At 72.4% G+C, this 20,254-nt stretch carries 18 protein-coding genes, 1 pseudogene and 1 riboswitch; of the genes and pseudogenes, 10 read left to right on the top strand and 9 right to left on the bottom strand.

Going from position 1 to position 20,254, the window contains the following annotated elements; all coding sequences use genetic code 11:
• Positions 1-82: 82 nt before the first annotated feature.
• The 6 genes and pseudogenes from ACZ4UX_RS27650 to ACZ4UX_RS27625 all read right to left on the bottom strand — a co-directional run bounded on the left by ACZ4UX_RS27650 (position 83) and on the right by ACZ4UX_RS27625 (position 7,634).
• Entirely contained in the window at positions 83-1,543 is a 1,461-nt protein-coding gene (locus tag ACZ4UX_RS27650) for a catalase (RefSeq protein ID WP_465708688.1), read from the bottom strand.
• 267 nt (positions 1,544-1,810) lie between these two features.
• Positions 1,811-2,863: pseudogene (gene alc / locus ACZ4UX_RS27645) on the bottom strand (allantoicase); the annotation flags it as partial.
• Positions 2,860-4,239, bottom strand: coding sequence for an allantoinase AllB (gene allB / locus ACZ4UX_RS27640; RefSeq protein ID WP_465604353.1), 1,380 nt, complete (start codon positions 4,237-4,239; stop codon positions 2,860-2,862). The gene allB and the pseudogene alc, both read right to left, overlap by 4 nt.
• Positions 4,240-4,353: 114 nt before the next feature.
• Positions 4,354-5,496 (bottom strand): glycerate kinase, encoded by a 1,143-nt coding sequence (locus ACZ4UX_RS27635; RefSeq protein ID WP_465708687.1) that lies wholly within the window; start codon positions 5,494-5,496, stop codon positions 4,354-4,356.
• Between the two features lie 349 nt (positions 5,497-5,845).
• Positions 5,846-6,733 carry a 2-hydroxy-3-oxopropionate reductase gene (locus tag ACZ4UX_RS27630; RefSeq protein ID WP_329490598.1) on the bottom strand — a complete coding sequence of 296 codons (888 nt, stop codon included), beginning with the start codon at positions 6,731-6,733 and terminating at the stop codon, positions 5,846-5,848.
• Between the two features lie 58 nt (positions 6,734-6,791).
• Positions 6,792-7,634, bottom strand: coding sequence for a TIM barrel protein (locus tag ACZ4UX_RS27625; RefSeq protein WP_465708686.1), 843 nt, complete (start codon positions 7,632-7,634; stop codon positions 6,792-6,794).
• Positions 7,635-7,871: 237 nt separating this feature from the next.
• On the opposite strand from ACZ4UX_RS27625, the gene ACZ4UX_RS27620 reads away from it, so the two are divergent.
• From ACZ4UX_RS27620 to ACZ4UX_RS27590, 7 genes are all read left to right on the top strand, one after another.
• Positions 7,872-8,117 carry a thiamine-binding protein gene (locus ACZ4UX_RS27620; RefSeq protein ID WP_387887521.1) on the top strand — a complete coding sequence of 82 codons (246 nt, stop codon included), beginning with the start codon at positions 7,872-7,874 and terminating at the stop codon, positions 8,115-8,117.
• Positions 8,114-8,494 carry a helix-turn-helix domain-containing protein gene (locus ACZ4UX_RS27615; protein ID WP_329490595.1) on the top strand — a complete coding sequence of 127 codons (381 nt, stop codon included), beginning with the start codon at positions 8,114-8,116 and terminating at the stop codon, positions 8,492-8,494. Before ACZ4UX_RS27620 ends, ACZ4UX_RS27615 begins: the two co-directional genes overlap by 4 nt.
• Before the next feature lie 225 nt (positions 8,495-8,719).
• Entirely contained in the window at positions 8,720-9,223 is a 504-nt protein-coding gene (gene uraD / locus ACZ4UX_RS27610; RefSeq protein ID WP_465708685.1) for a 2-oxo-4-hydroxy-4-carboxy-5-ureidoimidazoline decarboxylase, read from the top strand.
• A gap of 68 nt (positions 9,224-9,291) precedes the next feature.
• Positions 9,292-9,627, top strand: coding sequence for a hydroxyisourate hydrolase (gene uraH / locus ACZ4UX_RS27605; protein WP_329490593.1), 336 nt, complete (start codon positions 9,292-9,294; stop codon positions 9,625-9,627).
• Between the two features lie 26 nt (positions 9,628-9,653).
• Entirely contained in the window at positions 9,654-10,568 is a 915-nt protein-coding gene (gene pucL, locus ACZ4UX_RS27600) for a factor-independent urate hydroxylase (protein WP_329490592.1), read from the top strand.
• A gap of 265 nt (positions 10,569-10,833) precedes the next feature.
• A complete protein-coding gene (locus ACZ4UX_RS27595; RefSeq protein ID WP_465708684.1) occupies positions 10,834-12,297 on the top strand; it encodes a nucleobase:cation symporter-2 family protein in 1,464 nt (487 codons plus the stop codon).
• A gap of 70 nt (positions 12,298-12,367) precedes the next feature.
• A complete protein-coding gene (locus tag ACZ4UX_RS27590; protein WP_329490591.1) occupies positions 12,368-13,753 on the top strand; it encodes an 8-oxoguanine deaminase in 1,386 nt (461 codons plus the stop codon).
• 225 nt (positions 13,754-13,978) lie between these two features.
• Here ACZ4UX_RS27590 and ACZ4UX_RS27585 read toward each other — a convergent pair whose 3' ends face one another.
• Together ACZ4UX_RS27585 and aceB are read right to left on the bottom strand one after the other, a co-directional pair.
• Positions 13,979-14,365, bottom strand: coding sequence for an allophanate hydrolase-related protein (locus ACZ4UX_RS27585; RefSeq protein ID WP_329490590.1), 387 nt, complete (start codon positions 14,363-14,365; stop codon positions 13,979-13,981).
• Between the two features lie 145 nt (positions 14,366-14,510).
• Positions 14,511-16,163 (bottom strand): malate synthase A, encoded by a 1,653-nt coding sequence (gene aceB / locus ACZ4UX_RS27580; RefSeq protein WP_465708683.1) that lies wholly within the window; start codon positions 16,161-16,163, stop codon positions 14,511-14,513.
• A gap of 202 nt (positions 16,164-16,365) precedes the next feature.
• On the opposite strand from aceB, the gene ACZ4UX_RS27575 reads away from it, so the two are divergent.
• Together ACZ4UX_RS27575 and ACZ4UX_RS27570 are read left to right on the top strand one after the other, a co-directional pair.
• Positions 16,366-17,163, top strand: a complete 798-nt coding sequence (locus tag ACZ4UX_RS27575) for an IclR family transcriptional regulator (protein ID WP_465708682.1) — start codon at positions 16,366-16,368, stop codon at positions 17,161-17,163.
• A 179-nt stretch (positions 17,164-17,342) separates the two neighbouring features.
• Complete coding sequence (locus tag ACZ4UX_RS27570) at positions 17,343-17,912, top strand: hypothetical protein (RefSeq protein ID WP_465708681.1); 570 nt, start codon at positions 17,343-17,345, stop codon at positions 17,910-17,912.
• Positions 17,913-18,022: 110 nt separating this feature from the next.
• On the opposite strand, the gene ACZ4UX_RS27565 is transcribed toward ACZ4UX_RS27570, so the two are convergent.
• Positions 18,023-19,303: a glycoside hydrolase family 16 protein gene (locus ACZ4UX_RS27565; RefSeq protein ID WP_465708680.1), complete on the bottom strand. Its 1,281-nt coding sequence runs from the start codon at positions 19,301-19,303 to the stop codon at positions 18,023-18,025.
• A gap of 4 nt (positions 19,304-19,307) precedes the next feature.
• A riboswitch (cyclic di-AMP (ydaO/yuaA leader) is annotated at positions 19,308-19,472 on the bottom strand.
• Positions 19,473-19,876: 404 nt separating this feature from the next.
• Here ACZ4UX_RS27565 and ACZ4UX_RS27560 point away from each other — a divergent pair.
• Positions 19,877-20,206: a MoaF-related domain-containing protein gene (locus tag ACZ4UX_RS27560; RefSeq protein ID WP_329490584.1), complete on the top strand. Its 330-nt coding sequence runs from the start codon at positions 19,877-19,879 to the stop codon at positions 20,204-20,206.
• The last annotated feature ends 48 nt before the right edge of the window (positions 20,207-20,254 follow it).

Below are 20,254 nucleotides of genomic sequence, written 5' to 3'. Positions count from 1 at the left end.
GAGAGGCTCGGTGTGCGGCCGCCGGGGTGCGGGCCCCGGCGGCCGGTGAGGGTGGTTCACAGCGGACCGGTGGGACGCGGGGTCAGCCCTCGTCGCCGGCCCGGAGCTTGGCCACGGCGGCCTCCAGGCGGCTGCCGTACTCCTCGTCGGCCGCGTGGAAGTGGGCGAGGTTCTTCTCGACGATGTCGTCGCGCGTCACCTGCGCCAGGAAGCCCGCGATGTTGTCGATCAGGCGGGTCTTCTCGCCGGCCGACATCAGCCGGTAGAGCTCGCCGGCCTGGAAGAAGTCGTCGTCCTTGGTGTGCGCCGGCGTGGTGTAGGTGCCGGTGTGGCCGTTCAGCGCGACCGGCGCGGCGAGCGCGTTGTCGGTCTGGGCCGGGCCGTCGTACGAGTTGGGCTCGTAGTTCTTGCCGCGGCCGGACTTGTTGACGGCGGCGAAGCCGTCGCGGCCGTAGTTGTTCGCCTCGGTCGCCCGCGGGGCGTTGACGGCGAGCAGCGTGTGGTTGACGCCGAGGCGGTAGCGCTGGGCGTCCGCGTAGGCGAACAGCCGGCCCTGGAGCATCTTGTCCGGGGACGGGCCGATGCCGGGCACGAAGTTGTTCGGCGAGAACGCCGACTGCTCGACCTCGGCGAAGACGTTCTCCGGGTTCTTGTTCAGCACCAGGCGGCCGACCTTGACCAACGGGTAGTCGGCGTGCGGCCACACCTTGGTCACGTCGAAGGGGTTGAAGCGGTAGTCCGCGGCCTCGGCGACCGGCATCAGCTGGACGTACAGCGTCCAGCTCGGGAACACGCCGCGCTCGATGGCCTGGTGCAGGTCGCGCTGGTGGCTGTCGGCGTCGGCGCCGAGCACCTCGGCGGACTGGCCGCCGTCCAGCGAGCGGATGCCCTGGTTGGTCTTGAAGTGGTACTTCACCCAGAAGGCGTCGCCCTGCTCGTTGACCCACTGGTAGGTGTGCGAGCCGTAGCCGTTCATGTGGCGGTACGAGGCCGGGATGCCGCGGTCGCCGAAGAGCCAGGTGATCTGGTGGGTGGAGGCCGGCGAGTGGGCCCAGAAGTCCCAGACGTTGTCGGCCTCCTGGACGCCCGTGTACGGGTCGCGCTTCTGCGAGTGGATGAAGTCCGGGAACTTGATCGGGTCCTTGATGAAGAACACCGGGGTGTTGTTGCCGACGAGGTCGTAGTTGCCCTCCTCGGTGTAGAACTTCAGCGCGAAGCCGCGCGGGTCGCGCACCGCGTCGCTGGCACCCAGGTTGCCCGCCACGGTGGAGAAGCGCAGGAACAGTTCGGTGCGCTTGCCGACCTCGGAGAGGAAGGCCGCCCGGGTGTACTGCGACACCTCGTCGGTGACCTCGAAGTACCCGTACGCGCCGGAGCCCCGGGCGTGCACGACGCGCTCCGGGATGCGCTCGCGGTTGAACCGGGCCAGCTTCTCCAGGAGCTGCTGGTCCTGGATGAGCAGCGGGCCGTACTCGCCGGCCGAGGCCGAGTTCTGGTTGTCGGCGACGGGCGCGCCCGACTCCGTGGTCAGGATCTTGGACATGGAGGGTCCTTCAGGGTCGACAAAGGCATGCGTGGAGAGGAGGTTGACGGCGTCTCAGACGCCGAGCAGGCGCCAGACGGCCGAGCGGCGGCGGGAGGAGTGCTCGCCGTCCGGGCCGTCGCCCGGCCGCAGCGCGGCGACGGCGGCGGTGGCCGCGGCCCGGTCCGCCAGCGGGCGGGCGGCGGCCAGGTCGGCGGCCTCCGCGCCGGTGAGACCGGCCTCGGTGAGCGCGGCGGCGGCCTCGGCAGCGGGAACGGCGTTGAACCAGCGCAGGGCGAGGGCCGCGCGGCCGGACTCGGTCAGGCGGCCGGTGAGGCGCAGCCGGGCGAGGCCGCCGTCCGGGTACACGTTGATCCGGACGTGGGTCGCCGGGCGGCCGACGTCGAGCCGCAGGCGGTGCCGGGTGTCGGGCTGGAGTCGGGTGCGGGGCAGGATCTCGAACCAGCCGTCGGGGTCGGTGGAAGGGTCCCCGCCGTCAGTGGCGTCGTAGCCGGTCAGGTCGGCCCAGCCGGGGGCGTTGGCGACGAAGTGGGTGGTATCCACCTCGGCGGCAAGGACCTCGCCGCCCCCGGCCAGGGCGATCTGCACCCAGTCGTTGGCCTTGTCGCGCCGACGCCGGGTCTCCCAGCCCTCGCCCATGACGGTGGCGCGGCCGGGAGCGTTCAGGTTGTGCGGGGAGGAGAAGTAGCGGTCGGACGCCGCCTCGGCCACGCCGCCGAACTCCTGGGCGGCCAGGTCGAAGGTGAGGCCGTCCAGCTCGCGCGGGTCGGGCAGCACCTCGCCGTGCACCCGCAGCCGGGCGACCCCGCCGTCCGGGAAGATGTTGAGGCGCACGTGGGTGTAGCGGGTGCCGTCGGTTATCGCGAACTCGTGCGCGGTGTCGCCCCGGAGCGGGGTGCGCGGCAGCAGTTCGACCCACTCGGCGGCCGCGAGCTCCGCCGGCGACGGGTGCCCGGGAACGGCGGCGGCCTCGACCGAGGCGCTCTCCGGGTAGTTGCCGGTGAAGTGGGCGGTGTCCACGACGAGGCCGCGGATCACTCCGCCGACGCCGAGCCGGACGACCGCCCAGTCGTGGTCCTCGTCGGTGGGGTGCGGCTGCTCGGGGCCGGCGCCGCGGCGGCGCCTGGACTCCCAGCCGTCCATGATCTGGCCCTTGTGGCCGAAGGTGTGCGCGCGGAACTCCGCGGGCTTGGCGACCAGCAGGTTCTCCGCGTCCGCGAAGGTGTCCTCGTTGGTGGCGACGACGCCCGCGCCGAGCCGCCGGGAGGCCAGGTCGACCAGCTCGGTGAACGGAGCGCTCGGGGTGTTGACGGTGCTCACTGGGTCTCCTGGTGACGGGTGATCCGGCGGCCGAAGGGCTCGGCGGCGGTGTCGACCACCCGGCCGCGCAGCCAGGTGGTGCGGACGGCGCCGGTCAGCGTGCGGCCCGCGTAGGGGGTGACGGGATTGCGGTGGTGCAGCTCGGCGGCGTGCACCGCGAACGCGCCGTCCGGGTCGAAGGCCACCAGGTCGGCGTCGTGGCCGACGGCGATGGCGCCCTTGGTGCCGGTGAGGCCGACCAGGGCGGCCGGCCCGCTCGCCATCCAGCGGACGACGTCGGACAGCGTGTGGCCGCGGCGGCGGGCCTCGGTCCAGATCGCCGGCAGGCCGAGCTGGAGGGAGGCGATGCCGCCCCAGGCCGCCGCGAAGTCGCCGCTGCCGCCGAACTCGGGCAGCAGCTTGAGGTCCGGGGTGGACGGCGAGTGGTCGGAGACGATCGCGATGAACTCGCCGGCGGCCAGCGCGGCCCAGAGCGCGTCGCGGTTGGCCTCGTCGCGGATCGGCGGACAGCACTTGAACGCGGTGTCGCCGTCCGGCACCTCCTCGGCGGCCAGCGTGAGGTAGTGCGGGCAGGTCTCGGCGGTCACCCGGACGCCGTCCGCGCGGGCCTGCCGCAGCAGCGGCAGCACCGCGGCGGAGGAGACGTGCAGGATGTGCACCCGGGCGCCGGTCCGGCGGGCGGTGTCGAGCAGCCGGGCGACGGCCGCGGTCTCCGCGTCGGCGGGCCGGGAGGCGAGGAAGTCGCGGTAGTGGACGCCGGGTTGCTGCGGGGCGGCGGCGAGCACGGCCGGGTCCTCGGCGTGGATGATGGCCAGCGCGCCGATCCGGGCCTGCTCGGCCAGCGCGGCCTCCAGGTCGGCCTGCTCGACGTGCGGGAACTCGTCCACGCCGGACGGCGCCAGGAAGCTCTTGAAGCCGAACACGCCCGCGCGGTGCAGCGGTTCGAGGTCCGGCACGTTGCCGGGGACGGCCCCGCCCCAGAACCCGAGGTCGACCCAGGCCTGGCCCTCGGCGGTCTTCCGCTTGGCCTCCAGGCCGTCCACCGTGGTGGTGGGCGGGATGGAGTTGAGCGGCATGTCGATGATCGTGGTGACCCCGCCGGCGGCGGCGGCCCGGGTGGCGGTGGCGAACCCCTCCCACTCGGTCCGGCCGGGCTCGTTGACGTGCACGTGGGTGTCGACCAGACCGGGGAGCAGGGCGGTGTCGCCGAGGTCGGTGAGTCCGCCGTCGCCGGCCGTGAGCGCGCCGTGCCCGGCGATCCGCTCGATCGTGCCGTTGCGGATCAGCACGTCAGCGGGACGTTCGCCGTCCGGCAGCACGACCCGGCGGGAGCGGATCACCGCCGTCTCACTGAAGGACGCCTCGCTGGGGGGCATGGGGGACCTCCGAAAACCTGGGTACGAGTGGGGTGTGCCGAAGGAATGCCCGGAGCCTAGGGCCGCCTTCAACAAAACGTCAATGTAGGAAGGTACGAGAGCCGGACGGCCCGCTCAGCCGCGCAGCAGCGCCCTCGCGATGCGCTCCCCCGCGACCTCGGCCAGCTCCCCGGCCCGGGTCATGCTGTCCCCCGGCTGTTCCGCCAGGTCCGTGAGCGCGTAGGCCGCGGTGAAGCCGGCCGCCCGCCACTCGCGCTCCGACAGCTCCAGCCGTCCGGCCACAGCGGCCACCCGAACCCCCGCCCGGGTGGCCGCCGCGGCAACTCCGGCGGGCGCCTTGCCGTGGAGCGTCTGAGCGTCCAGGCAGCCCTCGCCGGTCACGACGAGGCGTGCCCCACGCACGGCCTCGTCGAAACCCAGCAGTTCGAGCATCAACTCGATGCCGGGTCGCATGGTGGCGCCGAGCAGGGCGAGGGCGGCGAAGCCCACCCCGCCCGCGGCCCCGGCGCCGGGGGCCTCCCGGACGTCGCGGCCGACCGCTTCGCCGACCACGTCGGCGAAGCGGGTCAGCCCCTCCTCCAGTACGACCAGGTCGTCACCGTCGGCGCCCTTCTGCGGCCCGTAGACGGCGGTCGCGCCGCGCGGGCCGAGCAGCGGGTTGTCCACGTCGCAGGCCACCACGACCTCGACGCCGGTGAGGACGTCGGCCAGCGGTCCGAGGTCGAGCCGGGCCAGCTTGCGCAGTGCGGCGCCGCCCGGCGGCAGTTCGGCGCCGTCGGCGTCCCGCAGCCCGGCGCCGAGCGCCTGGACCATGCCCGCGCCGCCGTCGGTGCAGGCGCTGCCGCCCAGGCCGAGCACGATCCGCTTGGCCCCCAGGCTCACCGCCCGGCCGATCAGCTGGCCGACCCCGTAGGAGCCGGCCGCGAGCGGGGCGGTCCGGCCGCCGGGGAGCCTGGCGAGCCCGGAGGACTGCGCCAGCTCGACCACGGCGGTGTCGCCCCGGACGGCGAGCGCGGCGTCCACCGGCAGGCCGGTGGGGCCGGCCACCTTGGCCGGGATCCTGCTGAACCCGGCGGCCAGCGCGGCGGCCAGGGTGCCCTCGCCGCCGTCGGCGACGGGAAGTTCGCGGATCTCGACGCCGGGCGCGGCACGGCGGATGCCGGCGGCGATCCGGGCGGCGACCTCGGCGCCCTCCAGGGTGCCCTTGAACTTGTCGGGAGCTACGACCACATGGCCCTGGGTGGGGGTGGCGGGCATGGTGCGGGCCTCACTTCCGGACGGTTCTGGCGCTGGTTCGTCAAGCATGTGCCCCGGGAGGCCGGGACGCGGGGTGCGGCCCCCTCCCCGCCGTTCCCCTCGTCCCGCTTCCGACGTACGAGGGGCTCCCCTCGGCGAGGGAGGGGGCCGGGCGGCGCGCGGGCACGACCGAAGTGCCCCCGACAGGGAGTGCGCGCCGCCGGTTTGGTCGATCGGCAGGAGGCGGATGAGCCCCGGCCCGCCTGCCGATCGGGTCTGGCCTCCTGGTGGCGCGGGCACGACCGGTGAGGTACACGCCACCAGGAGGAGTCTCAGAGGTACCGCGGGGGTACCGCCGGTCCCGCGAGCGTCACGCGAGCTCGCGGCCGGAGAGCCGCTCGACGCCGCGCAGCAGCGCCGAGTGGTCCAGCGAACCGTCGCCGTTGGCGCGGGCGGAGGCGACCAGCTGGGCCACCACCGCACCGACCGGCAGCGCGGCACCCACGGCGCGGGCGGCGTCGGTGACGATGCCCATGTCCTTGTGGTGCAGGTCGATCCGGAAGCCCGGCGCGAACTCGCGGTTCAGCATGTTCGCCTTCTTGCGGTTCAGCACCGTGGAGCCGGCCAGGCCGCCGCCGAGCACGTCCAGCGCGGCCGCGAGGTCGACGCCGGCGTTCTCCAGGAACACCACGGCCTCGGCCAGCACCTGGATGTTGACGGCGACGATCAGCTGGTTGGCGGCCTTGACGGTCTGGCCAGCGCCGGCCGGGCCGACGTGGACGACCGTGGTGCCCAGCACGTCGAACAGCGGCTTCGCCTCGGCGAAGTCCTCGGCCGCGCCGCCGACCATGATCGACAGCACCGCCTCGACGGCCCCGGCCTCGCCGCCGGAGACCGGCGCGTCCAGGGTGCGGACGCCCTTCTCCTTGGCGGCGGCCTCGACCTTGATCGAGGTCTGCGGGGTGATGCTCGACATGTCGATGACGAGCGTGCCGGGCCGCACGTTCTCCAGCACCCCGCCCTCGCCCAGGACGGCCTGCTCGACGTGCGGGTCGGCCGGGACCATGGTGATGACGACCTCGGCGTCCTTCACCGCGTCCGCGATGCTGCTCGCACCGTGGCCGCCGACCGCGACCAGCGCGTCGATCTGCGGCTGGGTGAGGTTGTAGCCGGTGACGTGGTGGCCGGCCTTGACGAGGTTGGCGGCCATCGGGCTGCCCATGATGCCGAGGCCGATGAAGGCGATCTTGCGGCTCATCGCGTCGTTCCTTTGTCCGTGGTGGGGTGGGGTGCGGTGGCTGCCGGAGCGCGGTGCGCTAGCCGGCGCGGTGCTCGCGCGGGAGCCACTCGAAGCTGTCGGCGCTGACGCCGCCCGCCGGGCGGTACTCCAGGCCGATCCGGCCGGTGTAGCCGGCGGCGGTCAGCCGGGCGAAGAGGTCCTCGAAGTCCAGCCCGCCGGTGCCCGGCTCGTTGCGGCCGGGGTTGTCGGCGATCTGCACGTGGCCGAAGCGGTCGGCGTAGGTGTCGATCACGGCCGCCAGGTCCTCGCCGTTCATGGCCAGGTGGTAGAGGTCGCAGAGGAACTTGGCGTTGCCCAGGCCGGTCGCGGCGTTGACCTTGTCGACCACCTCGACCGCGGCGGCCGCGGAGACCAGCGGGTAGTCCGGGGACTCGGGCTTGTTCAGCGCCTCGATCAGCAGGACGGCGCCGATCTCGTGGGCGGCCCGCGCGGCGACGACGAGGTTCTCCAGCGCGAGCGCGTCCTGCTCGGCCGGGTCCACGCCCTCGACCCGGTTGCCGTAGAGCGCGTTGAGCGCCGTGGTGCCGAGCGAGGCGGCCAGCCCGGCGGCGACCGGCACGTTGGCCCGGAAGCGCTCCTTCTCGGCCGGGACCGAGACGGTGCCGCGGGCGCCCTTGCCGAGGTCGTCCAGGAAGTTGAGACCGGTCAGCCGCACGCCGGCGTCGCCGAAGGCCTTGCGGAGCGCGTCCAGCTCGGCCTCGGACGGGGCGTGCTCCTCACCGAACGGCCACCACAGCTCGGCGGCGGTGAAGCCGGCGGCGGCGGCAGCGGCCGGGCGCTCCAGGAGCGGGAGCTCGCCGAACAGGATCGACAGGTTGACGGTGAAGCTGTGCGCGGAGGCGGCAGTCACGTCAATCACCTCTCATCTCTCTTCCGTCTATCCGCAACTTCCACGATCCGGAAGAGGGATTCTGCTTGGTGGAAGCATGTCCGCCGCGCCGAGCGAGTGTCAAGACCGCCGCAACAATTTGTTGAAGATGCCGAAGCCGATCCCCCGCCCCGGGCCCGCACTGTTCGATCGACCAGCCGCCCCCCGGCGGCCGACCGCCCGATGACCGGCCGCGCTCCCGCTCGCTACAGTGAGCGGGTGCGATTGATGGTGGAGTTCACGACAGAACCGTTCGAACTGGACACGTTCCCGGAGCACGCCGTGGCGGCCCGGAAGGTGGTCGACGAAGCCGGCCTGGCCGTCGCGGTCGGCCCCTTCGGAACCGGCGCGGAGGGCGAGGCCGACCAGGTCCTGGCCGCCGTGACCAAGCTGCTCCGGGAGACCCTGGACGCCGGCGCGACCCGGATCTCGGTCCAGGTCAGCGTGCTCGGCGAGGAGGGCGGTACGCCGTGACCGAGCACGTGGACCACCCCCTCGCCGCCGCGATAAAGCCGCTGCTGGAGGCCGTCGGCGCGACGCCCGTGCCGCTGGCGGAGGCGAAGGCCGAGGACGTCCTGCTGGAGTGGGAGGGAACCCCGGCCCTGGCCGTCCGGCTGCCCCACCTGAGCAGTGCGCTGGACCGGCTGCTGACCGAGATGGCCCGCCAGTTCGACGGCCGGCCGCTGGCCGAGCTGGACCGCTGGGAGAAGCAGCGCGTGGTCGCCCTCCTGGAGGAGCGGGGCGCCTTCACCGTCCGCCACGGGGTGGAGACGGTCGCCTCGGCGCTCGGCGTGAGCCGCTTCACCGTGTACAACTACCTCAACCGCCAGGACGGCACGAAGTCCGGCTGAGCGTGCGACGCCCCGGTCGGCCGCGTCGGCCGATCGGGTGTGCTCCGCCGGCCCGGCCAGTCTTCATCAGCCCCCGGCGGGGCACACTTGTCTCATCGCACACGAAACGGCCCGGCAACCGGGGCCGGTTCAAAACGTAACCACCAACCGTTCAACAAAGTGTTGACGGCCCGGTTGGGTGGATCTAGCTTGTGCGGGTGGCACCACTCTTCAGGAGGTCCACCCGTGACCAACCACCCCCACGCCCTTGACGCCCTGGCGGCGGCCGACGCCGCCGAGCTGAGAGAGCTCCTGCTGGAGGTCTGCTCCAGCCCCACCTGGGCCGACGCCGTGGCAGCGGCCCGACCCTGGCCGGACCGCGCGGCCCTGCTCGACGCCAACGCGACGGCCATGGCCGCACTGACGGCCGCCGACCTGCACGACGCGATGGCAGGCCACGCCCGGATCGGCACGCCCAAGTCGGGTGACGCCACCTCCGAGCGCGAACAGGCCGGCATCCGGGGAGTGGACACCGCACTCCTCGACGAACTGCACCGGGCCAACACCGCCTACGAGGCCAAGTTCGGCCACGTGTTCCTGATCTGCGCGACCGGCCGCACCGCGGACACCATGCTCGCCGCCCTGCGGGAGCGCTTCCCGAACGACGCCGCCACCGAGGCGGAGATCGTCCGGGGCGAGCTGCGCAAGATCAACGACATTCGGATCAACCGACTGCTCGACGAGAACTGACCTGTCGTCAGCTACTTTCGACGTATCGACGTACCGTCACATCTGCCATCAGTAAGGTCACTTCACCCATGACTGGCATCTCCACCCACGTGCTCGACACCAGCCTCGGCCGCCCGGCCGAGGGTGTCCCGGTCGAGCTCGCACTGCACACCGAGGGTGGCTGGAAGGTGCTCGGCACCTCCGCCACGGACTCCGACGGCCGGGCCAAGGACCTGCCGGCCGCGGAGGCGGGCTCGGTCGTCCGGCTGCTCTTCGACACCGCCGCGTACTACGCGCGCACCTCCGCGGAGCCGCCGTTCTTCCCCGAGGTCGCGATCGTCTTCACGGTCGCACCCGCGCAGCACCACTACCACGTGCCGCTGCTGCTGAACCCGTTCGGATACTCGGTCTACCGCGGAAGCTAGACCGCTTGATTGATTGGGAGCCTGTCATGGCCCACGTGCTCGGTCAGAACCAGTACGGCAAGGCGGAGAACCGCATCGTCCGCGTCTACCGTGACAGCACCCGTCACGAGATCAAGGACCTGAACGTCTCGGTCGCCCTCTCCGGTGACCTCGACGACGTCCACCTCACCGGCTCCAACGCCAACTGCCTGCCCACCGACACCACCAAGAACACCGTCTTCGCCTTCGCGAAGGAGTACGGGATCGAGTCCGCGGAGCAGTTCGGCATCACGCTGGCGAAGCACTTCGTGGACAACAACGAGCCGATCCACCGGGCCCGGATCCGGATCGAGGAGTACACCTGGGACCGGATCAAGACCCCGGACAACTCCGCCCGCTTCATCGGCTCGGAGGAGGTCGGCCACTCGTTCGTCCGCAACGGCGGCGAGACCCGCACCTGCGAGGTCGTCTACGACGGTGAGACCGTCCAGGTGATCTCGGGCCTCAAGGACCTCGTGGTGATGAACTCCACCAACTCGGAGTTCTGGGGCTACATCAAGGACAAGTACACCACCCTCCAGGAGGCGTACGACCGGATCCTCGCCACCCAGGTGACGGCCCGCTGGAAGTACGGCTTCGACGGCCGGGACGAGGAGCCCCAGCCCAACTGGAACCGCTCCTACACCCATGTGCGGCGCCACCTCCTGGAGGCCTTCGCCGAGACCTACTCCTACTCGCTGCAGCAGACCCTGCACTCGATGGGCACCCGGGTCCTGAACAACCGCGCCGAGGTGGACGAGGTCCGCCTGGAGCTGCCCAACAAGCACCACTTCCTGGTCGACCTGGAGCCGTTCGGCCTCAAGAACGACAACGAGGTCTACTACGCCGCCGACCGGATGTACGGCCTGATCGAGGGCACCGTGCACCGCGAGGGCGTCGTTCCGGTGATCCCGGTCGCCTGACCGCTCGCCACCCATGGACCCCGTCCGGCACCACCGCACCCCCCGGCCTCCCACGGCCGGCCGGCACCGGACGGTGCGCAGTACCCGCAACTCCTGCACCAGCAGTTTCTCCACCCCCCACCCACCGGAGATCGTGCCCGCCTCACGGCGGCCGGCCCGGGGTGCTGGAGAAGCGTCCCGAGGGATCCTTGCTCCGCCGTCCCGCCCTCGGGGGATCTCCAGCGCCGCGGGCGCGCCGAGAGCCAGGGCACAAGAGGGGCTCGACATGGCACTCCGTTCCACCCGCACCACAGACGGCGGTTCCACCCCAGAAAGACCACCCGGTCCGGACGGTGTGTCAACCCACCTCCCCGACACCCCTTCCGGGCCGGGAGTCCACCCCGTGGACGAGATGCTGCCGACGGTGAAGCTGGTCTCCACCGGTCTGCAGCACGTCGCCGCGATGTACGCGGGAGTCGTCGCTCCTCCACTCATCGTCGGCGCCGGCGTGGGGCTCTCCCCCACCGAACTCGCCCTGCTCATCTCGGCCAGCCTGTTCACCGCCGGACTGGCCACCCTCCTGCAGACCCTCGGCATCTGGAAGATCGGCGCGCGGCTCCCGTTCGTGAACGGCGTCTCGTTCGCGGGCGTCGCGCCCATGATCGCCATAGCCAAGGAACACGGACCGAAGGACGCCCTCCCGGTGATCTTCGGAGCGGTGATCGTGGCGGGGCTCCTGTGCTTCCTCGCGGCGCCGTACTTCTGCAAGCTGATCAGGTTCTTCCCACCGGTCGTCCAGGGCACCGTGATCACCCTCATCGGGGTGTCCCTGCTGCCGGTGGCGGTGAACTGGGCGCGCGGCGGATCGCCGGGCGCCCCGGGATTCGGTTCCATGCGGGCCATCGGCCTCGCCGCGATCACCCTCCTCGCGGTGGTGCTCTGCAACCGGCTGCTGCGCGGCTTCTGGCAGCAGCTCTCGCTGCTCGTCGGGCTGGCGTTCGGCACCCTGCTCGCCTTCCCGCTGGGCCTGGCCGACTTCGGCGCGGTACAGGACGCGAAGGTCTTCGCGCTCCCCTCCCCGTTCCACTTCGGCGCCCCCGTGTTCGACGCGGCCGCGATCGTCTCGCTCTGCATCGTCATGGTGGTCTCGATGACCGAGTCCACCGCCGACATGCTGGCGCTCGGCAAGATCGTCGACCGTCAGGCCGACGAGGCCACCCTCGCCGCCGGCCTGCGGGCGGACGGCCTGGCCACCGCGCTGAGCCCGGTCTTCAACGGCTTCGCCGCCAGTGCCTTCGCCCAGAACATCGGGCTGGTGGCGCTGACGAAGATCCGCAGCCGCTTCGTGGTCGCGGCCGGCGGCGGGATCCTGGTCCTGCTCGGGCTCTTCCCGGTGCTCGGGTCGGTCGTCTCGCTGGTGCCGCAGCCCGTCCTGGGCGGCGCCGGGATCGTGCTCTTCGGCACGGTCGCGGCGAGCGGCATCCGCACCCTCGCGGAGGCCGGCATGGAGTCCAGCTCGAACACCATCCTGGTGTCGGTCGCGCTCGGGGTCGGGATCATACCGATCGCGGTACCGACCTTCTACGACGCTTTCCCGGAGGCCGTCCGCACCCTGCTGCACTCCGGGATCTCGGCCGGCAGCGTGATGGCCGTCCTGCTCAACCTGCTCTTCCACCACGTCGGGGTCGCCCGCCGGTCGCCGGCCGACGGGAACCCCGCCACGACGGTGCCGACGGCGACACCGTCCTGACCGGTTGACGGGGGGCGCGTGCCGCTCATCGCGCGCTCCTCGTCAACCCTCCCCCCATAGGAGTAACACCATGGCAGTCCAGCCCCCACCCGCCGACCAGCGGATCGTGATCGAGAACGTCGCGATCGCGACGGTCGACGCCAACGACACCGAGTACGCCCGCGGCCACGTGGTCGTCCTCGGCAACAGGATCGAGTCGGTCGGCGACGGCCCCGCCCCGCAGTGGCTGGACAACGTGGTACGCCGGATCAACGGCGAGGGCCACCTCGTCACCCCCGGCCTGGTCAACACCCACCACCACTTCTACCAGTGGATCACCCGCGGGCTCGCCCAGGACAACATCCTCTTCGACTGGCTGGTCGCCCTCTACCCGACCTGGGCCCGGATCGACGACAAGCTCGTGCACGCCGCCGCCCAGGGCTCGGCCGCCGCACTGCTCAAGTCCGGCTGCACCACCGCCGCCGACCACCACTACGTCTTCCCGAAGGACGGCGGCGACATCCTCGGCGCCGAGATCGAGGCCGTCCAGGAGCTCGGCATGCGCTTCACCGCGCTGCGCGGCTCCATGGACCGCAGCAAGAAGGACGGCGGCCTGCCGCCGGACCACGCGGTCGAGAACACCGAGGAGATCCTGATCGCCTCCGAGGCGGCCGTGGACAAGTACCACGACGCCTCCTCCGACGCGATGCTGCAGATCGCCATCGCGCCCTGCTCGCCCTTCTCGGTCTCCACCGAGCTGATGCGCGAGGCCGCCCTGCTGGCCCGCCGCAAGGGCGTCCGGCTGCACACCCACGGCTCCGAGACCGCCGAGGAGGAGGCGTTCTGCAAGGAGCTGTTCGGGATGGGCCCGACCGACTACTTCGAGTCGGTGGGCTGGCTCGGCGAGGACGTCTGGATGGCGCACTGCGTCCACATGAACGACTCGGACATCGCCAAGTTCGCGGAGACCGGCACCGGTGTCGCGCACTGCCCGTCCTCCAACGCCCGCCTCGCCGCCGGCATCGCCCGCGTCCCCGACATGCTGAAGGCCGGTGTCCCGGTCGGCCTGGGGGTGGACGGCACCGCCTCCAACGAGTCCGGCGAGCTGGGCACCGAGCTGCGCAACGCGCTGCTGATCAACCGCCTGCACGGCTACCCGACCGCGCTCACCGGCCGCCAGGCGCTGCGCCTCGGCACCATGGGCGGCGCCCGGGTGCTCGGCCGGCAGAACGAGATCGGCTCGATCGAGGCCGGCAAGCTGGCCGACCTCGCGCTGTGGAAGATCGACGGGATCATGCACTCCTCGATCGCCGACCCGGTCGCCGCGCTCACCCTCGGCGCCCTGCCGCCGCTGGCCGCCCTCTTCGTCAACGGCAACGCCGTCGTGGAGAAGGGGCAGCTGACCACGGTGAACGAGGACCGGATCGCGCAGGCCTGCGCCCGCGCCGCCAAGGAGCTCGCCGCCCGCCCCGTGTAACCCCCTGAACTCCGGGCCGCCCAGGGACGGTGCGTCACCCGGACTCCGTGCGCCACCGCTCAGGACGGCGCACGGACCCCAGCCCCGGACCCACGGCGAGGGTCCGGGGCTGTGGCGTGCCCGGGCGGAGGCGGCCCCTCCGCAGCAGCGGGCCGGCCCGATCGGGGTCCGGACACGACGGAGGGCCTGCGCCGGTCGGCGCAGGCCCTCCGGGTGTGGTGGGTGTCAGGCCGTGCGGCCCAGGGTGGCGAGGTAGCGGCGCCAGCCGCCGTAGCGGGTGATCTCGCGGTGGACGCCGCGGTCGGCCTCGCCGCGGGCGAGCAGCATGGAGAGGCAGGGCGAGCCGTCGGCCAGCGTGATGACGCCGAGTTCGAGCTCACGGGGCTCGCCGGGGAGGATCACGTCACGCAGGTGTTCGAGGGTGATGTCGTACAGCTCGCCCTCGATGGCGGTGTCGACGGACGGGTCGGCGAGCAGGCCGGGGCAGACGTCCCCGATGGAGAAGAAGCGGTAGCCCGGCGCGGTGCGGACCGGGCCGACCAGCGCGTCGGCCACCGAGGGGTGGAAGGGGCCGCCGACCATGGCCTGGCCGTTGAAGAAGATGCGTGCCACGGGGATCGATGCCTCCGGAAACGGCCGTTCCGCACGGCGACGATGAGGACAGCTGGATTCGTCGCCGTACGGAACGGAGCAATGGGGCGCGGCGACTGCTACAAGCCGGCAGGCGGCAGCGGGCGCACGCGCGGATAGATTGGGCTCAGCCCAGCAGGGGCAGCGCGGGCAGGGTCAGGAAGTCCGCGAACTCCTCGGCCAGGGCGACCTGTTCGAAGAGCTTGGCGGCCTCGCGCCAGCGCCCACCGGCGTAGGCCTCGTCGCCCAGCTCGGCCCGGAGCGCGGCGAGCTCCTCGGCCACCAGACGGCGCACCAGGTCGGCGGTGGCCTTCTCGCCCGTGTCGGAGAGCACCACGCCGTTGTGGATCCACTGCCAGATCTGCGAGCGGGAGATCTCGGCGGTGGCGGCGTCCTCCATCATGTTGAAGATGGCGACGGCACCGAGGCCGCGCAGCCACGCCTCGATGTAGCGGACCCCGACCTGGACGGCGTTGTGCAGGCCGGCGTGGGTGCAGTGGCCGCCGGCGCCGGCGATGTCGAGCAGCTGGGCGGCCGTGACGGGCTCGGCCGGGCCCGGGTCGTCCTTCTGGTTCGGGCGCTCGCCGAGGACGGCGTCGAAGCAGGCACGGGCGACCGGGACGAGGTCCGGGTGGGCGACCCAGGAGCCGTCGAAGCCGTTGCCGGCCTCGCGGTCCTTGTCGGCCCTGACCTTCTCCAGGGCGGCCGCGTTGACCTCGGGGTCGCGGCGGCTGGGGATGAAGGCGGCCATCCCGCCGATCGCGTGCGCGCCGCGCCGGTGGCAGGTCTGCACCAGCAGCCGGGTGTAGGCGGCCATGAACGGGGAGGCCATGGTGACGGAGTTGCGGTCCGGCAGGATGTAGTGCTCGCCGGCGTCGCGGAAGTTCTTGACGATCGAGAACAGGTAGTCCCAGCGGCCGGCGTTGAGCCCGGCGGCGTGGTCCCGCAGCTCGTAGAGGATCTCCTCCATCTCGAACGCCGCGGTGATGGTCTCGATCAGCACGGTGGCCCGGACGGTGCCGTGCGGGATGCCGAGCGCCGCCTGGGCGTGGGTGAAGACGTCGTTCCAGAGCCGGGCCTCCAGGTGGCTCTCCGTCTTCGGGAGGTAGAAGTAGGGGCCGGAGTTCGGGTCCTCCGCGCCGCGCGCGAGCAGCCGCGCCGCGTTGTGGAAGAAGTAGAGGCCGAAGTCGAGGAAGGCCCCGGCGACCGGCCGGCCGTCGACCAGCAGGTGGTTCTCGTCCAGGTGCCAGCCGCGCGGGCGGACCACCACGGTGGCCAGCTCGGCGGCCGGCCTGAGGGTGTAGGCCTTGCCGGCCGAGGAGGTGAAGTCGATCCGGCCCTCGAAGGCGTCGATCAGGTTGATCTGGCCGCCGACCACGTTCTCCCAGGTCGGCGAGGTGGCGTCCTCGAAGTCCGCCAGCCAGACCCGGGCGCCGGAGTTGAGGGCGTTGATGACCATCTTGCGGTCGGTGGGGCCGGTGATCTCGACCCGGCGGTCCTGGAGGGCGCGGGGGGCCTCGGCCACCGTCCAGTCGCCCGCCCGCACGGCGGCCGTCTCGGGGAGGAAGTCCAGGGTGCCGGCCGCGGCGATCTCGGCACGGCGGGTCCTGCGGCGCACCAGGAGCTCCTGCCGGCGGTCCTCGAACGCGCGGTGGAGGCCGACGACGAAGGCGACCGCCTCCGGAGTGAGCACCTCCTCGGCCCGGTGGACTCGCGGACCGGCGACAGTGACGACCGGAGCGGCGGGGGAGGCGCCGGCGGGTCCCTGATCTGTAGCCATGAGCAGGACACTCCTAAGACGGTTGAGCATGGCGAAGGCAGTTCCGGTGGGAACGTCCTTGATCTGAACCGAGGGGAAACCCCACCTGTCGGAGGGTTCGATTCTGTAAGGTGGAGACTAGTTTCCGCGATACAGAATTTCAACGGTTTGTTGAGGTGATCGCTGGGACTCTACTCCTCCCCCGACAGCGAAGGGAACGCCGGTGGTTGCGACCCCCGACACAGCATCGACGACGGGTCCGGACCGCGCGAGCGGCGGCGTGCAGTCCGTCGAGCGCGCCTTCGTGCTCCTGGAGGCGCTGGCCGACTCCGGTGGCGTGGCGACGCTCAGTGAGCTCTCCACCTCCTCCGGGCTGCCGATGCCCACCATCCACCGCCTGGTTCGTACCCTCGTGCAGCAGGGCTATGTCCGCCAGGACACCGCGCGCCGCTACACCCTGGGTCCCCGGCTGATCCGGCTCGGCGAGACGGCCGGGCGACTGCTCGGCAGCTGGGCCCGCCCCTACCTGGCCGAACTGATGGAGGCCACCGGCGAGACGGCGAACCTGGCCGTGCTGGAGGGCGGCGAGGTGGTGTACGTCGGACAGGTGCAGTCGCGGCGCTCGATGCGGATGTTCACCGAGGTCGGCCGCCGGGTGCAGCCGCACTGCACGGGCGTCGGCAAGGCGCTGCTGGCCCAGCTGCCCGAGGAGGAGGCGCGGGCCGTGCTCGGCCCGAACCCGCTGCCGGCGCACACCTCCTACACCGTGACCGACCCGCAGGAGCTGCTGGTCCAGTTGGCGCAGGCGCGTGAGCGCGGCTACGTGGTGGACGACCAGGAGCAGGAGATCGGGGTGCGCTGCATCGCGCTCGCGGTACCCGGCGCGCCGACGCCGACGGCGCTCTCCGTCTCCGGCCCGGAGGCCCGGATCCGGGCACTGGAGGAGCAGGCCGGCGCGGCCTCGCTCGTCCCCGTGATGCACCAGATCGCGGCCCGGCTGGGGCAGGTCCTCGCCCCCTGACGGGCACTCACCGCTCCTGCCGCGCGGGGAAGGACGGGCGGCCTCCGGCGCGCCGTTCCGCCGTTCGGACGGCCCGAGGGCGGGGTGCGACGAGGACGGCGAGCCGGTCGGTCACGCTGGTGCCGACGCGGCCCGCAACGGTGCGGGCCGCCGGAACGCAGAGGGCAGGGTGAGCGACGATGTCGCGCAGAAGGTCCGTACGGAGTCTCCTCGGCAGGACACTGACGGTGGCGTGCGCGGTGACCGCGCTGGCCGCCGGATCCGCGGGGGCCGCCTGCCCGGGCGCCGATCCCGCGGTCGGGGACGCCCCGGCGGCGGAGGTCGCGCCGCTCGCGGTGCCGGCCCCGTCGAACTCCGACCTGGAGGTGGTCCGGCTCGACCCGGACCCCGTCGTGCCGGAGGGCATGGTCACGTTGCACGCCTTCATCGGCAACCGCGGCCCGGACAAGACGGCCTCGCCGTTCACCGTGGTGGTCACCCTGCCGGAGGGCGTCACGCCGAAGGAGCCGTTCTACCCGGAGAACTGCACCGTGTTCCAGAACGGCCACCGGGTGCGCTGCCACTTCCCCGCCGGCCTGCCGAACCTCGACAGCGCCACGGCACTGATCCCGCTGAAGGTCGGCGCCAACGTCCCCTACGGCGAGCTGAACGGCGGCTACGTCGCCGTCAGCAGTGCGGACGACCGGAACCCGGACAACAACAAGCTGCCGTTCACGATGCGCATCATCGAGCCCCCCGACGACCTCTGACCGGGCCGGACCGGCCGTACCGCGCTGGGCCTCGACGGCTCAGCGCGGTACGGCTGTCCTGATCCGGACCGGGCCGGGTGCGTTCCGGTCCGGACCGGGCGCCGATCGGCCTAGCGGTAGACCCGGACGTAGTCCGCGGCGAAGGTGATCGGGGCCGTGCCCTGCGGCGCGGCGTGGTACTGCCCGGCGCTCAGGGACAGGTTGAGGATCAGGTACGCGGACCAGTTGGCGCCGACGCCCTTGCCGTCCGAGAAGACCTTCGTGCCGTTGACGTACCAGTCGACCGAGGTGGCGCCGTAGTGGGTGCCGATGGTGACCCAGCCGTCCTTCGCGATCGCCTTGGCGTCGGTGTAGTACAGGTGGCCCGGGTTGACGTGGTTGGTCAGCTCCAGCAGGTTCGGGTTGTCGGGGTGGTACTCGAAGGAGTCGATCTCCCCGTTGCCGTTCTTCCAGGTCCACAGGGCCGGCCAGGCGCCCGTACCGGCCGGGAGCTTGACCCGGGTCTCGGCGTAGTCGCCGGTCTTCACCTGGAAGCCCTCGCTGGAGTACTCGGTGGTGAGCAGCCCGGTGTCCCAGGACTTCTTGCCGTTCTCCAGCGTGTTGGCGCCCGGCTTGGCGGTGAACGTGGCGACGCCGCCGGCCACCGAGACGTTGTTCTTGTTCAGCCAGTCGAGCTTGTTGTCGTCCGGGTTGTGGTTGCCGTAGTGGTAGGCGCTGCTCTTGTCACCCGTCCAGCGCGAGCCGTAGGCGATCGGGCCGTTGAACTCGTCCGACCAGGTCAGCGACTTCCCGGCGACCGGGGCGCCGGTCGCGGGCGTCGTGGGGGCCGGGGCGGTGGGCGACGGCGTCGCGGTCGCGGTGGGCGACGGCGTCGGGGTGGGGTTGGGGGTGGGGGTGGCGGTCGGGCTCGGGGCGGGGGCGACGGTCGGGTCGGAGACCGCGAGCTGGCGCGAGGGCAGGTTGTGCCAGGTACCGCCGAGGTCCTGCCAGAAGCCGAACTGGGTGTACGTCCCGGCGGGCAGGGTGCGGGCACCGGTGGTGATCGACAGGCCGCTGGGGCAGATCTGCGCGTTGGAGACGTTGCCGGGGAAGTCGAGGTTGCGCCCGGCCGCGTCGCGGACGCCGACGCCGACGGTCCTGGCCGTGAAGCAGGACGAGGAGTGGACGGTCAGCGCGGCCGTGGTGGCCTTGCCCGCGACCATGGTGGCCGGGGCGAGCCTGTCCTGGGTGACGGTCGGCGCGGTGGCCGCCTGGGCGCCGCTGAGCGCCGGGACGCCGAGCAGGCCGGCGCCGCTGATGGCGAGCGCTCCGGTGGCGGCGAAGGCGGCCTTGCGGCCTCGGTGGGCGGGGCGGGCGTGGCGCGGGGTCGCGCGCCGGGCAGGCTTCTGCATGGCGGTGTCCTCTGTAGACGCCTGCGAGGTGAGCTGTCGGGTTCGGGCTGAGGTTGCCCGGCCGCCTGTGGGAGCGGCTTCACCCCTAGCCTCGGTCCGCACGCGCGAGCGCGTGGGCCGGGCACTGACCTGGGTCCCCCGCTCCCGTCCGCTGCGGTGCTCGAATGCCGACCGGCGGGTGGACAGGACTCGGCGTCCCGACGGCGGGGTCCGCGAAGACGGACTCGTGCAGGCTAGGCAGGCCGCTCGAATGTCGACAAGCCGACGGGGGGCGTTGTCGCGCAGCTCACAGTGGGAGCCGTCCGGAGTGGATCAAGTCACCGGGGAAGTTGATCAGTTGGAGGCGGGGCGGGGCGTGGGGCGCGGCCGGGGCGGCCGACGGGGTCGGCGGCGGGCCGGCGAGCGGGTGGCGGAGGTCCGGCCGGGGTGGGCGCGGCGCCGGGGCGGGCGCGGCGCCGGCCCGGTGTCCGCTCCGTGGCCGGGTGCCCGCATGTCCGCCGCGAAGGTCGGCCGGTCGGATAGGTTGGGAGTCCAGCCGTACCGCACAGACGAGAGACGAGGACCCGCTCCGCCATGACCGCGCCCCTGCCCGCCTTCGCCGGCCGTACCTACCTCTTCCAGGTCGACAACGGCGCGGCCTTCCGCAACGCCTACTCGCCCGACGGCAAGCGGCTGCGCTGGGAGGGCCTCGGCGAGTCGGCGGGCCAGTGGGAGGACGTCGCGCTGCACATCGCCGAGATCGGGCCGGAGCTGTACTTCGTCAGCTGGACCGAGCAGAGCGGCATCACCGTCAGCCACGTGATGGACCTCGGCAGGCTGACGGTGCGCGCGTTCTGGACGTACGAGGGCGAGGGCGGCCGGGTCGGCGAGCTGCACACCGGGACGCTGGAGCCGGTGGCCTGAGGCCGGTCCGGGGCCGCCGGTGACCGGGCGTCCTGGTGACCTGGCGTC

It is taken from the genome of Kitasatospora sp. NPDC028961, from assembly GCF_055564815.1.
Note: the sequence above shows the minus strand (reverse complement) of the source record. Positions and strands in the feature narration are given on the sequence as shown.